Source organism: Pseudonocardia sp. UM4_GMWB1 (assembly GCF_017312155.1).
Classification (GTDB): Bacteria; Actinomycetota; Actinomycetes; order Mycobacteriales; family Pseudonocardiaceae; genus Pseudonocardia; species Pseudonocardia alni.
Genome location: NZ_QJPN01000001.1, coordinates 5,717,180 through 5,731,950 on the forward strand (window position 1 = coordinate 5,717,180; position 14,771 = coordinate 5,731,950).

General features: G+C 74.3%; 12 protein-coding genes. 3 read left to right on the plus strand and 9 right to left on the minus strand.

The genetic code is table 11. The features are described from left to right. Positions 1-4: 4 nt before the first annotated feature. Entirely contained in the window at positions 5-1,726 is a 1,722-nt protein-coding gene (locus DMP15_RS26965) for a sigma-54-dependent Fis family transcriptional regulator (RefSeq protein WP_337826636.1), read from the minus strand. A 141-nt stretch (positions 1,727-1,867) separates the two neighbouring features. Here DMP15_RS26965 and DMP15_RS26970 point away from each other — a divergent pair, with 141 nt between their 5' ends. Both DMP15_RS26970 and DMP15_RS26975 read left to right on the plus strand, forming a co-directional pair. Beyond that, positions 1,868-3,340 carry a flavin-containing monooxygenase gene (locus DMP15_RS26970; RefSeq protein ID WP_179761167.1) on the plus strand — a complete coding sequence of 491 codons (1,473 nt, stop codon included), beginning with the start codon at positions 1,868-1,870 and terminating at the stop codon, positions 3,338-3,340. 33 nt (positions 3,341-3,373) lie between these two features. Further along, positions 3,374-4,183 carry an alpha/beta fold hydrolase gene (locus tag DMP15_RS26975; protein WP_179761168.1) on the plus strand — a complete coding sequence of 270 codons (810 nt, stop codon included), beginning with the start codon at positions 3,374-3,376 and terminating at the stop codon, positions 4,181-4,183. Positions 4,184-4,222: 39 nt separating this feature from the next. Here DMP15_RS26975 and DMP15_RS26980 read toward each other — a convergent pair whose 3' ends face one another. The 8 genes from DMP15_RS26980 to DMP15_RS27015 all read right to left on the minus strand — a co-directional run bounded on the left by DMP15_RS26980 (position 4,223) and on the right by DMP15_RS27015 (position 13,360). Next, positions 4,223-5,158 carry a helix-turn-helix domain-containing protein gene (locus DMP15_RS26980; RefSeq protein WP_073577503.1) on the minus strand — a complete coding sequence of 312 codons (936 nt, stop codon included), beginning with the start codon at positions 5,156-5,158 and terminating at the stop codon, positions 4,223-4,225. 22 nt (positions 5,159-5,180) lie between these two features. Continuing rightward, positions 5,181-5,651: a CBS domain-containing protein gene (locus DMP15_RS26985; protein WP_073577502.1), complete on the minus strand. Its 471-nt coding sequence runs from the start codon at positions 5,649-5,651 to the stop codon at positions 5,181-5,183. Continuing rightward, a complete protein-coding gene (locus DMP15_RS26990) occupies positions 5,648-6,622 on the minus strand; it encodes an NAD(P)/FAD-dependent oxidoreductase (RefSeq protein ID WP_073577501.1) in 975 nt (324 codons plus the stop codon). The genes DMP15_RS26985 and DMP15_RS26990 overlap by 4 nt, the downstream gene beginning before the upstream one ends. Continuing rightward, positions 6,619-6,933, minus strand: coding sequence for a ferredoxin (fdxA, locus tag DMP15_RS26995; protein ID WP_073577500.1), 315 nt, complete (start codon positions 6,931-6,933; stop codon positions 6,619-6,621). The genes DMP15_RS26990 and fdxA overlap by 4 nt, the downstream gene beginning before the upstream one ends. An 85-nt stretch (positions 6,934-7,018) precedes the next feature. Further along, positions 7,019-9,178: a molybdopterin-containing oxidoreductase family protein gene (locus DMP15_RS27000; RefSeq protein WP_073577499.1), complete on the minus strand. Its 2,160-nt coding sequence runs from the start codon at positions 9,176-9,178 to the stop codon at positions 7,019-7,021. Between the two features lie 125 nt (positions 9,179-9,303). Then, the gene (locus tag DMP15_RS27005; protein WP_073577498.1) at positions 9,304-10,149 is read right to left on the minus strand and encodes a 3-hydroxybutyryl-CoA dehydrogenase; all 846 of its coding nucleotides are present in this window, start codon (positions 10,147-10,149) and stop codon (positions 9,304-9,306) included. A 198-nt stretch (positions 10,150-10,347) separates the two neighbouring features. Continuing rightward, on the minus strand, positions 10,348-12,117 hold the full coding sequence (locus DMP15_RS27010) for a lipopolysaccharide biosynthesis protein (protein ID WP_073577497.1): 1,770 nt from the start codon (positions 12,115-12,117) through the stop codon (positions 10,348-10,350). Between the two features lie 49 nt (positions 12,118-12,166). Continuing rightward, positions 12,167-13,360, minus strand: a complete 1,194-nt coding sequence (locus DMP15_RS27015) for a hypothetical protein (RefSeq protein WP_073577496.1) — start codon at positions 13,358-13,360, stop codon at positions 12,167-12,169. 177 nt (positions 13,361-13,537) lie between these two features. On the opposite strand from DMP15_RS27015, the gene DMP15_RS27020 reads away from it, so the two are divergent. Continuing rightward, on the plus strand, positions 13,538-14,767 hold the full coding sequence (locus tag DMP15_RS27020; RefSeq protein ID WP_073577495.1) for an amidohydrolase: 1,230 nt from the start codon (positions 13,538-13,540) through the stop codon (positions 14,765-14,767). Positions 14,768-14,771 lie beyond the last annotated feature (4 nt).

Sequence of the window (14,771 nt, forward strand, 5' to 3'; positions counted from 1 at the left end):
CCGCTCAGCCCGTGATCCGGTACTGCGCGATCTTCCGGTAGAGCGTCGACCGGGCCACCCCCAGCGCCGCGGCCGCGGCGGCCCGGTTCCCGTCGGTGTCGCGCAGCGCGGCGACGATCGCGTCCCGCTCGGCCCGGTCCACCGCCCGCAGCGTCCCGGACGGCGCGCTCTGACAGGACTCGGGCAGGTCGGTCGCCTCGATCACACCCACCGGCCGCCGGCCCAGGGCCGCGGTCAGCGCGTCGCGCAGCTCGCTCACGTTCCCCGGCCACGGGTGCCTGCTCACCGTCCGCAGCGCCCCGGCGGACAGCCGCACGTCGCGGCCGGGGGCGAGCTCGGCGAGCAGCGCGGCGACCAGGCCGGGGAGGTCGCCGGGGCGGCCGCGCAGCGGCGGGACCGGCACCGACACCCGGAACCGGGCCAGGACGGCGTCGCGGACGGGGTCGGGGACGGCGGTGTCGGCGCGGGTGCCGGCCGTCGGCAGATCCCCGCGCGCGACGGCGGGCGGCACCCCGGCGTCGCGCCGGTCGAGGTCGCGCAGCAGCACCAGCGCCCGCTGCCCGGCCCGCCGGACGCGGTCGTCGAGGTCGGCGCCGTCGTCGTCCGGACCGACCTCGACGGCCGGGCCGGGCCAGGAGTCCGTGACCAGCCGCGCCCGGCCGGAGCCGGGCTCGCCGGTGACCAGCAGCGGTTCCCCCGCCCCCAGCGCCCCGGCGACGGCGGCCCGCGCCGCCCGCCAGGCCGGGCTCACCCCGTCGGCGTCGGACCGCGGGGTCGCCGCGACCGGTCCGGCGGAGCCGCCGACGTCGGGCTCGCGCAGCAGCGTCACCACCGCCACCAGGCCGGCGACCGACCCGCCGACCGGGACGACCGCGCCGCGCAGCCGCGCCCGTGTCCCCGACGGCAGGTCCACCCGGTCGTCGACGCCGGGGCCGCGGAGCAGCAGGAACCGGGCGTGGTCGGTGAGCGCGGCGTGGTCGCCCGCGTCGAGCAGGGTCTGCATCGCGGTGTTCGCCAGCACCGTGCGGCGCCCGACGGCGAGCACCGCCCGCCGGGTGCGGGACTCGGTGCGGGCGTAGGCGTCGAACAGGGCCTGCTGGGCGGGGTCGCGGTCGTGGAGCAGGGCGTCGGAGATGCGCGCGGCCGCGGAGCGCACCAGCGACAGCAGCAGCGGCGAGGAGTGCTCGGCGCGGCAGGACAGGTCGAGTACCGCCTCGATCCGCCCGGTCGCCGGGTCGCGCACCGGGGCGCCGGCGCAGGCGTAGTCGTGGAGCTGCTCGACGAAGTGCTCGGCGCCGACGATGTGCACCGGCCGGCCGGACTCCAGCACGGTCCCGACCCCGTTGGTGCCCACCGCACCCTCGGCGTAGCCGAACCCGGCGGCGAACGCGTTGACGTCCGCGGACCGGGCGATCACCGCGTCGGTGTCCAGCCGCACCAGCAGCCGGGCCCGGTGGTCGGTGAGCGCGACGCACACGCCGATCCCGGCGACCTGCTCGACCAGCTGCTCCATCACCGGGCGCGCGCAGCGGACCAGCCGGGAGCCGGTGTCGAGGTCGGGGTGGAACCGGTTGACGATCATCGCCGGGTCCACCCCGCCCGCGATGCTGCGCCGCCACGACGCGACGACGTGGCCGGGCACGCCGGGCAGCGCGACGTCGGGCCGGTCGAGCAGCTCGGCCCGCGCGGACACGAGCTCGCGACGGCGTGCGAGCAGATCCCCCATCGACGCACCTCTCTGTGCTCGTCGTCACATGATGCGTCACCGGTCAACACCTGTCGCTGTCCGAAGTTCGGACACCCGCGGGACGCCCGGTCCGACCTAGCGTCGGGTGACCGTCGTCACCCCTGTACCGGGAGGACCCCCATGGCCACCACGACCACCGAGCACGTCGACGTCCTGATCGTCGGGGCCGGGGTGTCCGGCATCGGCGCCGCGCACCGGCTGCGGGAGGAGTTCCCGGAGCGGAGCTTCGTGCTGCTGGAGGCCCAGGACGCCCCCGGTGGGACCTGGTGGACACACCGCTTCCCCGGTGCCCGCTCGGACAGCGACCTGTTCACCTACGGCTACCGGCACAAGCCGTGGAAGGGACCGTCGATCGCAGCGGGCGGGGAGATCCTGTCCTACCTCCACGAGGTCATCGACGAGGACGACCTCGCCGGGCACATCCGCTACCACCACCGCGTCACCGCGCTGAGCTGGTCCTCGGAGGAGAACCTCTGGACCGCGGACGTCACGCGCACCGACACCGGCGAGACCCTGCGGATGACCGCGTCGTTCCTGTGGATGTGCCAGGGCTACTACAACCACGACGAGCCCTACACCCCGGAGTGGCCGGGCACCGAGCGCTTCGCCGGGACGGTCGTGCACCCGCAGTCCTGGCCGTCGGACCTCGACGTCACGGGGAAGAAGGTGCTGGTCATCGGATCCGGCGCGACCGCGGCGACGGTCGTCCCGGCGACGGCCGCGACCGCCGAACACGTGACGATGCTGCAGCGCTCGCCGTCGTACTGGTTCCCGGCGCCGACCGTGCACGAGCTCGCGACGATGCTGGAGCCGCTCGACCTGCCCGGCGAGTGGACCCACGAGATCCTGCGCCGCACCTACGTCCAGCAGCTCGACTGGCTGGCGACCACCGGCCGCGACGACCCGGACGCGCTGCACGAGTTCCTGGTCGAGACCATCCGGCCGCTGCTGCCCGAGGGCACCGACGTCGAGAAGCACTTCGTCCCCCGCTACCGGCCGTGGCAGCAGCGCATCGCGTTCGTGCCCGACGGCGACTTCTTCGCCGCGATGCGCGCGGGGAAGGCCTCGGTCGTCACCGACACCATCTCCGAGTTCACCGAGAAGGGCGTGCAGGTCTCCTCCGGCGAGGTGATCGAGGCCGACGTCGTCGTCACCGCGACGGGCTTCGACCTGGCGGTGTTCGGCGACATCCCCTTCACCGTCGACGGCGAGCCGGTCGACTTCACCCGGCACGTCACCTGGCGCGGTCTGATGATCAGCGACATCCCGAACATGGCCTACGCCTTCGGGTACTTCCGGCACAGCTGGACGCTGCGGATCGACCTGGTCAACGACCTGATCGGCCGCATCCTGGCGCGCATGGACGAGCGGGGGGACCGGGTCGTCGTGCCCACGCTGCGGGCGCAGGACGCCGACATGCCACGGCTGCCGTGGGTCTCGGAGGACAACTTCAACCCCGGCTACATCGGACGCTCCCAGCACCGCATGTTCGGGCAGGGCGACCGTGAGCCCTGGACCCACATGCACGAGCACGACGTCGACAGGGTCGAGCTGCCGAAGGCCGACCTCGACGACGGCCTGCAGTACCGCTGACCCGACCGACCGCACACCCCGAGGAGACCCACCGTGCCCCGCATCCCCGTGTCCACCGGCGTCGAGCTCAACTACGAGACCGCAGGCGACGGCGACCCCCTGCTCATGATCATGGGCACGTCCGGCGCGATCCCGCTGTGGGGCGAGCTCGCGTCCCGGCTCGCCGAGACCCATCGTGTGATCACCTTCGACAACCGGGGCCTGGGCGGCAGCGACCGCGGCTCCGGGCCGATCACGGTCGGTTCGATGGCCGCCGACACCTCCGCGCTGCTCGACGCCCTGGAGATCCCGCGCGCGCACCTGCTCGGCTGGTCGCTGGGCTCGGCCGTCGCACAGGAGATGGCGCTGGCCCGCCCCGAGCAGGTCGCCTCGCAGGTCCTCTACGGCACCTGGGGCCGCACCGACGGCTTCCAGCGCGCGGTGCTCACCGCGCTGCGCCTGCCCTACGTGCACCGTGACATGGAGTCCGCACTGGCCGCGTCAGGGCTCGCGTTCTCCCCGCAGGCCCTCGACGACCCGAATGTGGGCGCCCTGCTGGAGGCGCTGCTGCCGGCGTTCCCACAGGACGAGGCGCAGATGCAGGTGACCGTCGAGCAGTGGGACGCCGACCTCGTGCACGACACCCTCGACCGGCTGGACGCGATCACGGCACCGACGCTGGTCGTGGTCGGCGAGCAGGACCTGCTGACCCCGCACTGGCAGTCCCGCGCGGTGGCCGAGCGCATCCCGGGCGCCCGGTTCGAGCTGGTCACCGGGCCGGGGTCCAGCCACTGCATGCACCTGGAGCGGCCCGAGGACCTGACGAAGCTGGTCACCGGGTTCCTCGGCGAACAGCGGATCTGAACGGAGCGGCCGGGCGGACCCTCCCCGCCCGGCCGGCCCTCAGGACTCGCGGTGCGCCTTGGGGGACCGCCCGAACCGGGTCCGGAAGGCCCGGCTGAACGCCGCCGGGTCCGGCATGCCCCATCGCGCGCCGATCGCGCCTACCCCGACGTGGGCGGACTCCGGCCGGCGCAGGTCGGTCCAGGCGCCCTGGAGCCGCTCCTCGCGGATGGCCCCGGCCACCGTGGTGCCCTCCTCGGCGAACAGCTTGTGGAGGTAGCTCACCGAGATCGCGCAGGCCGCGGCGATCCCGGCGGGGTCCAGGTCGCGGTCGGCGATGCGCTCGCGGATGACACCGCGGGCCCGGGCGACGTGCAGGTTCTCCGGGGCGGTCGCCGGCACGGTGCTCCGCACCAGCGCGACGAACATGTCCCCGATGGTGCGGGCGACGGCCTCCTGCGCGGCCACGGGGACGTCGTCGCCGATCGCCCGGTCCAGCGAGGACAGCAGCGGCGGCAGCATCGCGCCGACGCCGCGACGGCCGTCGAGGGCGACCGCGGTGGCCTCGGCCATCTCCGCCCGGGACAGCGGCAGCGCGCTCTTGGGATGCAGGCAGACCTGGTACTCGAAGCTGTCGGTGGTGACGAAGGTGAACGGCCTGCTGCTGTCGTAGATCACGAACTCGCCGGGGCCGATCACCGCCTCCCGTCCGTCCTGAGCGACGAGTGTGCGGCCACGGCGGGCCAGCGCGATCTGCAGGTAGTCCTCGTCGGCCGCCCGCACCTGGCGCGGTGTGCGCTCGAAGCGGTGCGGCACCGAGGAGATCCGCCGCAGGTGGGTACCGGCCACCGAGGAGGCGGTGACCCGTCCGGAGACCAGACCGGTGGTGGACGGTGTCACGTCCAGCGCGACGAACTGGTCGCAGACCGTGGCGCGCCAGAAGTCCAGCCGGTCGGTCTCGGCCACGGTGGTGGTGTCGATCGTGACCAATGCCATACCCGAGCATCGCACGTGGACGTCACGAACGTGTTGCTCCGATGTGAGGACGTCGTCGCGCGGCACGTTCGGCCGCCCTGGTCCGTACCCCCTCGTCGGTGCAGAAGCCGGCCCCGGACCGCTTGAGGCAGAGCAGACCGAGTAACCGGCCGTGCCCGTCGACGACGGCGAGCCGCCTGCGCCCCTCGGCCCGCATCCGGTCGCGCGTCGCGGTCGCCGGCGCGGTGGGGGCGACGGTGCGCCCGGCCAGGGTGCCGAGCCAGCGGACCGGCGCCGCGGCGGGACGGCCGTCGAGGTCGCCGCGCTCCACCACGGCCAGCAGCACACCCCGGTCGACGACGAGCAGCGCGTGCACGTGGTCGTCGCGGAACACCTCCCGGGCCTGGTGCACCGTGGTGGTGCGCCCGCACGTCCGCGGGTGCGCGATCATCGCCTCGCCGGTGCTGCCGGGGGCCCACCCCGTCCCGGGACGCTCCGGCGCCGGGCCGATCATGCCGCGTCGCTCGAGTGGCCGGGCACCACCGGGAGGTCGGGGCGCACCAGCGGGACGAGGTTGTTGACCGCCAGGGCGGCCTCGCCGAACCCGACCGAGATCAGCCGGACCTTGCCGTCGAAGTCGGTGATGTCCCCGGCCGCGAACACCCGGGGCAGCGTCGTGCGCATCGACCGGTCGACGGCGATGTGCCGGCGGTTCATCCCGATCCCCCAGTTCGACAGCGCCGCGAGGTCGGCCTTGAACCCCAGCGCGGCGACGATCTCGTCGACCCGCAGGGTCTCGACGCCGTCCGGACCGGACACGTCGACCTCGGAGACGTGGCCGCCGCCGCGGACGTCGTGCACCTCGTAGGGGGTCAGGATCCGCACCGACGAGGCGCGCAGCTCGGTCACGCTGCGCTCGTGCGCGCGGAAGGCGTCGCGGCGGTGCACCAGGGTGACCGACGCGGCCAGCGGCTCCAGGCACAGCGCCCAGTCCACAGCCGAGTCCCCGCCGCCGACGATCAGCACGTCCTTGCCGGTCAGCTCGGCCGGGCGGGGCACCGCGTAACGCAGCCCGCGTCCGGCGTAGTCGCCGCCGGCGGGCAGCGGCCGCGGGGTGAACCGGCCCATGCCACCGGTGACCAGCAGCGCCCCGGCCCGGATCCGCACGCCGCGGTCGGTGGTGACGGCGACACCGTCGTCGAACTGCTCCAGCTCCACGGCGTCGTGCCCGAGCAGGTAGGTCGGCTCGGCCAGGGCGGCCTGCTCGACCAGGGAGTCGACCAGGTCCTGCGCCCGGACCCGGGGGAAGCCCGCGACGTCGAACACCGGCTTCTCCGGGTAGAGCACCGACATCTGCCCGCCCAGCTGGTCGAGCGCGTCGACGACGACCACGGACAGCCCGCGGAAGCCCGCGTAGTACGTGGCGTAGAGCCCGGTCGGCCCGGCGCCGACGACGACCAGGTCGGCGGTGAGCTCGCCGCTCACCGGGGCCTCCGCTGCGCGACGATCGGGTGGTCGCCGTCGGCCGGATCGGCGTCCTCGCCGCCGCCGGAGAAGCCCTGCTCGCGCACGAACAGCGCGTTGGCCTCGACGAAGTCCTGGTGCTCCGGGGGCATCCTGTGCTCCCAGTGGATGGCCTCGCTGGGGCACGCGGGCATGCACTTGCCGCAGTCGACGCACTCGTCGGGGTGGATGTACATCATCCGCTCGCCGGGGTAGATGCAGTCGACCGGGCACTCCTCCATGCAGGCGCGGTCCTGCACGTCGATGCAGGCTTCGGTGACGACGTAGGCCACGGGGTATTTCCTCCGATGTGGACGGTGACAGCACGTGGGTACGCGGCTCGGCCGGAGCAAGGGGTCTCCGGCCGAGCCGCGTGGCTCAGGCGGTCTCGACCTCGACGAGGGTGTCGGAGAACGTGGGCGCGTTGCCCAGGTCGCCGAACACGGTCGGGTTGACCGCGGCCAGGGTGGTGCCGGCCTTGGAGTTCTTGCGCCAGCCGCCCATCGGGCTCACCACGACCCCGCGGGACACGGTGTCCTGCAGCGACGCGACGACGGTGAACTCGCCCCGGTCGTTGAACACGCGCACCGGCGCCCCCTCGGCGATGCCGCGGGCAGCGGCGTCGTCCGGGTGGATGATCAGGGTGTGCTCGTTCGCGACGCGGCGGTGGAACTCGTGGCTGGCGAAGCTCGAGTTCAGGAACGCGTGCGACTTGGGCGTGAGCAGGTTGAGCGGGTAGCGGGCGGCGAGCTCGGGGTCCGCGGCGGCGGACTCGCGCGGCGGGATGTAGTGCGGCAGCGGGTCGACCGGCTGGCCGGGCTGGTGGTCGTTGGAGCCCTGCCGGAACAGCGGGACGACGAAGTTGCCGCCCGCCGCGGCGGCGGAGACGAACTCGGCCTTGCCCGACGGCGTCGGGAAGTTCCCCTCGGCGTGCGGGGCGTAGGCCTCCGGCGGGGCCACGTTGAGCCGCTGCCAGCCCTGCTCCTTCAGCGACTCGACGGTGATCCCCTCCATGTGCGGGTGGGACCAGTCGAACGCCTCGGCGATCATCTCGGAGTCGGTGCGCCGGAAGACCGGGTCGTCGAAGCCCATCGCGGCAGCGAGCCTGCGGAACATCTCGGTGTTCGGGACGGCCTCGCCCAGCGGCTCGATGGACCGGTGGTTGTAGGTCACGAAGAGGTGACCCCAGGAGAACATGATGTCGTCCTGCTCGAGCTGCGTCGTGGCCGGCAGGACGATGTCGGCGTACTCCGCGGTGTCGGTCATGAACTGCTCCGACACGACGGTGAACAGGTCTTCGCTCTCCAGACCCTTGATCAGCCGGTCCTGGTCGGGCGTGGTGACGACCGGGTTGGAGTTGTAGACCATCAGGCCCTTGATCGGCGGGCCGGCGGGCAGGTCACCGGCGAGCGCGGCACCGAGCCGGTACTGGTTGATGACCCGGGTGCCGGGGGTGAGCATCTCCGGGTGCATGAAGGCGCCCCAGTTGACGGGGAACGCCCACAGCGGCAGCTGCAGGATTCCGCCGCCGGGCCTGCGCCAGGCGCCGACGAGGCCGGGCAGACAGGACAGGGCGCGCACGGTCTGGCCGCCGCCGGCGTGCCGCTCGACGGCGACGCCGATCCGGATGACCGACGGCTGGGCGCCGGCGTACTCGCGGGCGAGCACCCGGATGGTCTCGGCGGGCACGCCGGTCTCGGTCTCGGCCCACTCGGGGGTGTAGCGGGAGACGCGCTCGGCGAACTCGTCGTAGCCGACGGTGTGGTTCGCGATGTAGTCGTCGTCGGTGAGGCCCTCGGCGATGATCACGTGCGCCATGGCCAGGGCGAGTGCGCCGTCGGTGCCGGGGCGGATCGGGATGTGCTGGTCGGCGGCGGCCGCGGTGCGGGTGCGGACCGGGTCGACGACCACGACCTTGGCGCCGTTCTTCCTCGCCTTCGCGATGTAGGGCCAGAGGTGCAGGTTGGTGCTCATGATGTTGCAGGCCCACACCAGGATGAACGTGGAGTGCACGAGGCTCTCCGGGTCCACCCCGGCGGTGTCGCCGATGGTCATGGCGTAGGCGGTGCAGGAGCCGGAGTCGCAGTAGGTGCGCTCGGCGACGGTGGCGCCCAGCTTCGCGAAGAAGGGGTCACCGACGTTGAGGCCGTTCAGGATGCCCTGGGTGCCCAGGTAGCTGACCGGCATGATCGCCTCGGGGCCGTGCTCGGCGGCGATGGCCCTGAAGCGGGTGGCGATCTCGGTGACGGCGTCGTCCCAGGTGATCCGCTCGAAGCGGCCGCTGCCCTTGGGCCCGGTCCGGCGCATCGGGAACAGCACACGGCCCGGGTCGTACACGCGGTCGAGGTAGTTGTTGACCTTCACGCAGAGGCCGCCGTTGGTGTACGGGTGGTCCGGGTCGCCGACGACCGAGGTCGCCGTCCCCGAGCCGTCGACCGTCACCAGCATCGCGCAGGTGTCCGGGCAGTCCTGGGGACAGGCGGCCTTGACCACCTTCTCGGTCAGCGGCGTGGCCGGGGCCTCGTGCGTCGCGGTCATGGGTGCTCCTCGCCTCGTGGTGGGATGGCGTCGCCCACGAGACTGGTCGCCCGCCGCGCGCCGGTCTTGGCACCGGGAGCACTGACGTTGTCCCGGGGAGCACAATCGCCCCCCGGGACGCCCGGTCAGGCGTAGGTGTGGAAGCCCCGCCCGGTCTTCTTGCCGAGCAGGCCGGCGTCGACCATGCGGGCCAGGAGCGGCGGCGGCGCGTACAGCGGCTCCTTGAACTCCGCGTACATCGACTCCGCGACGGCCTGCACGGTGTCCAGGCCGATCAGGTCGGACAGCGCGAGCGGGCCCTGCGGGTGCGCACAGCCGCGGACCAGTCCCTCGTCGATGTCCTCGGCGGTGGCGAAGCCGGACTCCATCATCCGGATCGCCGACAGCAGGAACGGCACCAGCAGCGCGTTGACGACGAAGCCGGCGCGGTCCTGGCAGTCGATCGCCTTCTTGCCCAGACCCTCCTCGACGAAGCTCCGCGCCCGGACCAGGGTGTCCTCGGAGGTCATCAGGCTCGGGACGAGCTCGACCAGCGACAGCACCGGCACCGGGTTGAAGAAGTGGATGCCGACGACCTGCTCGGGACGCTTCGTCGCCACCGCGAGCTTCATGATCGGGATGGACGACGTGTTCGACGCCAGCACCGCGCCGGTGTCGGTGACGAGCCGGTCCAGCTCCCGGAAGACGCCGGTCTTGAGCGCCTCGTCCTCGGCGATCGCCTCGACGACGAGCTCCCGGTCGGCCAGCGCGTCCAGCCCCTCGACGACCTCGAGGCGGGACAGAACCTCCTCGGCGGAGTCGATCCGGCCGCGCTTCTCCGCCCGGGCCAGCGACGACTCCAGGCGGGCCCGGCCCGCCTCCACCGCGGCGGCGGAGGTCTCGACGACCCGCACCCCGTACCCGGCCCGTGCCGCGACCTCCGCGATCCCGGATCCCATCTGACCGCAGCCGACGACGCCTACGCGCTCCATGAGCACCTCAGTTCCCTCTGCGCGTCCCGGGATCTCCGGGACGCGGTCGAACCGTCGAGACTTCCGTCGGCGGGGGGCGGGGCACAACCCGGCGCGACGACGGGTGCCCGGCCTCACTCGGCCGGTGCGGCCGGTGCGGCGGACGTGCACGTGTGCGGCGGTCCCGGACGCCGTCCCGCTCCGGCGCAGGCCGCCGGCTCAGCGACGGTCGGCCGGGTTCCCCACGGGGCGGGGCGCATCCCCGCGACCGACGGCGGGCAGCTGCACGGTGGCGTCGTCGGGGAGGCGGCGATGGCCCCCGGGCGCCGCCGGGCCGGCGTCGGACGCGGAGACGGTCGGGGCGGCGGGGCCGGCCGGGGCCGGCCGGTCCGGCCTCGGCCCGCGCGGCGCGCCGCCCCCACGCAGGCTCCGCACCACGGACAGCTCGGCGGCGAAGCGGCCGCGCAGCACGACCAGCGTGCCGACCGACGCGATCCCGCCGGCCAGGGCCGCGGCGGCCAGGGTCACCAGGTCGATCCCGAGCGGGCGGACCAGCACCGCCACGCCCCAGGTCGCGGCCACGGTCAGCACCAGCGCCGGGACGTGCTTGACGTACATCCGCAGCACCGCCCCCATCAGGCCGGGCGAGACGCGTGCGGAGAACTGCAGCATCACCAGGAAGTGGACGACGATCGCCAGCGACGCCCCGGCCGCGACGCCGGCCAGGCCCCACAGCAGCCCGCCGGTCACGGTGAGCACGACGACGTAGCCGGCGTAGAGCCACTGCCGCCAGGCCGCCCGGTAGACGGCGCCGGTGGCCCGGGTCAGCGAGGTGCTGATCTTGTACGAGGTGCGCGGCAGCAGGACCAGCGCGAACAGCTGCACCAGCGGCACGACGGCGTCCCACTGCGCCCCGAGCAGCACCCGGACGACCTCGGGGGCGAGCACGCAGAGCAGCACCGCGGCCGGGGCGGTGACCAGCGCGACCAGGCTCGCGCTGCGCACGTAGGCGGCGCGCAGGCGGGGACCGTCGTCGCGGACCCGGGCCATCGCCGGGAACAGTGCCTTGTCGGCGGCACCGCCGATGATGTTCGCGGGTTCGGAGAGCAGGTTGTAGGCGCGGCCGTAGACACCGAGCGGGCCGGTGCCCAGCGCGTTGGCGACGACGAGCTTGTCGGCGTTGAGCGCGAACCAGTTGCCGAGCTGGGCGATGGAGAACCCGGCGCCGTAGCCGAGCAGCGGCCGCAGCCGGCCCCAGCTCGCGGTGGGCCCCTCGGGGCGGAACCGCGGCCGGGTCAGCGCGAGGTAGCCCGCGCACTTGGCGACGGCGGCGGCGATCTCGCCGAACGCGAGCGCGGAGGCGCCGAACCCGGCCGCGGCCAGGACGACGCTGACCCCGATCAGCGCCGGGCCCGCCGCGAGCAGGTCGACCGTCGCCATCGAACGGAACCGCAGGTCGCGCTGGAGCAGGCCGAGCGGGGTCGCCGAGGCCCCCGCGAACAGCAGCGCGATCGACAGCAGCGGCAGCAGCGCGGAGTCGGCCGGGAGCCCGACGAGCGGGCTGATCACCGGCGAGCCGAGGGCCAGCACCGCGGCGAACGCCGCCGCGACCAGCACCGAGAACCAGAACGCCGCCGTCACGTCGCGGTCGTCGAGGTCCTCGCGGTGCACCAGGGAGGCGGCGACGCCGAGCTGGGTGACCAGCTGGGTCAGCCCGACGATCAGCAACGCGGCCGCGGCCGCACCGAACTCCTCCGGGGTGAGCAGCCGGGCCAGCGCGACGGTGGCGCCGATCTGCAGCACCGCCTGTCCGACGGTGCCGGTGAATGCCCACGCGAACCCGCGCGCGGTCCGCGCGGTCAGCGACGACCCGGACGATGACGACGGACCCGACCCACCCGGCGGGCCGGGGGCCGGCGCGGGCTCCGGGGGCACGGGCCGCAGCGGCCGGGTCGGGTCGTCGGGCAGGTCGCCACCGGGTCCGGTCACGCGGGTCCTCCGGTCGTCGGGGCGGGTCGGCGCGCCGGGGGGCGCGCCGTCAGTGCCGCTTCCCGCGGAGTGCGGGATGCAACCGCCCGACGGTACCGAGGGCGCTGAACCAGGCGAGCTGGGTGGCCCCGCTGTGCGCGGCCTCGCCCCGGCGCGGCTCGGCGAGCAGCCGGGCGCGGCGCATCCCGGAGATCGCCGGGTGGAACACCGAGTTGCCGACGCCACGGGTCAGCACCAGGTCGGGCAGCCCCTCGACCGAGGCGCGGTAGGCCGGCGGCACGCCGCGCAGGCTCCAGCAGTCCGACCACGCCGGCGGCTCGCCCGGGTACTCGAGGACGAACTCCAGGTCGAGGACCTTCAGTCCCGCCCGCTCGTCCCACACGAGGTTGTGCGGGGACAGGTCGAGCACGAAGCGGCCGCGCTCGTGCAGGTCGCGGCAGAACCTCAGCAGCGTCCGCACGACCTCCGGGCGCAGCTGGGCGAGCTCGCCGGGCAACCGGCGCACGATGTGCCGGCCGGTGTCGCCGTAGAACGGGGTGAGCAGCCAGTTCGGGCCGTGCTCGAGCAGCTCCGGAACCTCGGGCAGGTCGCCGAGGTCGAGGCGGGCCCGCAGCTCGCGGCCGTAGGCCTCGTGCGCCCCGGGCCGGAACACCTTGCACACCGACGGCCCGTGCACCGGGTGGTGGACCAGCGCGACGCGGGCGCGGAACCCGGGCGAGGTGCCGCCGAGCATCCGCACGACCGGGAAGGGCATCGCGCACCGGCGGCCGAGGTCCTCGACCGGTCCGGCGATGCGGTGCAGGATCCCCGGATCGCCGAGCGCGTCGAGCAGGGCGAGGGCGTGCTCCGGCGACGACGACGCCTGCACCGGCAGGTAGTGCTCCCGCGGCGGGACGCGGCGCAGGACCCGCTTGTCGGTGTAGTCCAGGACGGCGGCGACCCGGTCGGCGACCGCCCGCACGCCCGACGTCCCGACCGGGGCGACCACGTCGCAGGCGACGATCAGGGCGTACGGCGCACCGGACGGGACCGGGCGCGACGCCGGCGCAGGCAGGGTGCCGCGGACCCGGGCGACCTGGGCGTCGTCCAGGACGACGACCTCGAGGATCTCCAGCCCGCGTGCGACACCGGCGACGGCCTCGTCGAGCAGGGGCGCCGCCGCCGACCGCACGACGAACACGGCCAGACCGCGCCAGCGATCGGCCGCGGCAGGTGCGCCGCGCCGTGTCTCCTCGAGGGTCACCGGCTCGTCCCGAAAGGTTGCGCCATGGGCGAATGATAAGGCCCCCTTGAACTAGGGGTTAACTCGACCGGTCCTGCGGTTGTCCCCTGGATGGCGGGTTCACCGGTCCGTGTGACGGCGTCGGAGGGACCTCGTCCGGCCCAGCCGCCTCCGCACCTGCCGCCTAGGTTCACGCGTGTGAGCAGCGCCGAACTCGCCGACCTGTACCGCGACCTGCACCGTCACCCCGAGCTGTCCTTCGCCGAGACCCGTACCGCGGGCATCGCCGCGGCCTGGTTGCGCGACGCCGGCTACGACGTCGCCGAGGGGGTCGGACGCACCGGTGTGGTCGGGGTCCTTCGCAACGGCGACGGCCCCACCGCGCTGCTGCGGGCCGACATGGACGCGCTGCCGGTCGCCGAGGACACCGGCCTGGACTACGCCAGCACCGTCGTCGCCATCGGCCGCGACGGGGAGGAGACGGCCGTCGCCCACGCCTGCGGGCACGACATGCACGTCACCTGTCTGGTGGGCGCCGCCGCCGAGCTGGCCGCCGCCCGCGACAGCTGGCGGGGCACGCTGCTAGTGGTGTTCCAGCCCGCCGAGGAGTTCGGCGCCGGCGCCGACGCGATGCTCGACGACGGTCTGTTCACCCGCTTCGGTACCCCGGACGTCGTGCTGGGCCAGCACGTCGCGCCGCTGCCCGCGGGGCTGCTGGCCCTCGCCGCCGGCCCGGCGTTCGCGGGCAGCGACACCGTGCGGGTGATCCTGCACGGCTCGGGCGGGCACGGCTCGCGCCCGGAGACGACGGTCGACCCGGTGCTGCTCGCCGCCGCGACGGTGCTGCGCCTGCACACCGTCGTGCCGCGGGAGGTGGCCGCGACCGAGACCGCTGTGCTCAGCGTCGGCATGCTGCGGGCGGGCACGAAGGAGAACGTCATCCCCGACTCCGCCGAGCTGGGCCTGACCGTGCGGTCCTACACCCCCGGCGTCCGGGACCGGGTGCTCGCCGGGATCGAGCGCACCGTGCGTGGCGAGGCCGCGGCCTCGGGGGCGCCGATCGACCCCGAGATCCGGCTGCTGGAGTCCTTCCCGCCGGTCGTCAACGACGCCGACGCCGCCGAGCGCACCCGGGCCGCACTGGCCGCGGTCACCCCGCTCCCGGTCGTCGACCCGGGGCCGGTCACCGGCAGCGAGGACGTGGGCCGGTTCGCCGTCGCCGCCGGGGTGCCGTGCGTGTACTGGCTGCTCGGCGGCGCCGACCCGGCCGCGTTCGAGGGCGCGGGCACCGTCGCGGAGATCCGGGAGCGGACCGCGTCGCTGCCGTCGAACCACTCCCCCCGCTACGCGCCGGTGGTCGAGCCGACGCTGTCGGTCGGCGTCGCGGCGCTGGTCGCGGCGGCGCGGGAGTGGCTGCCGGTCGGCTGACCGG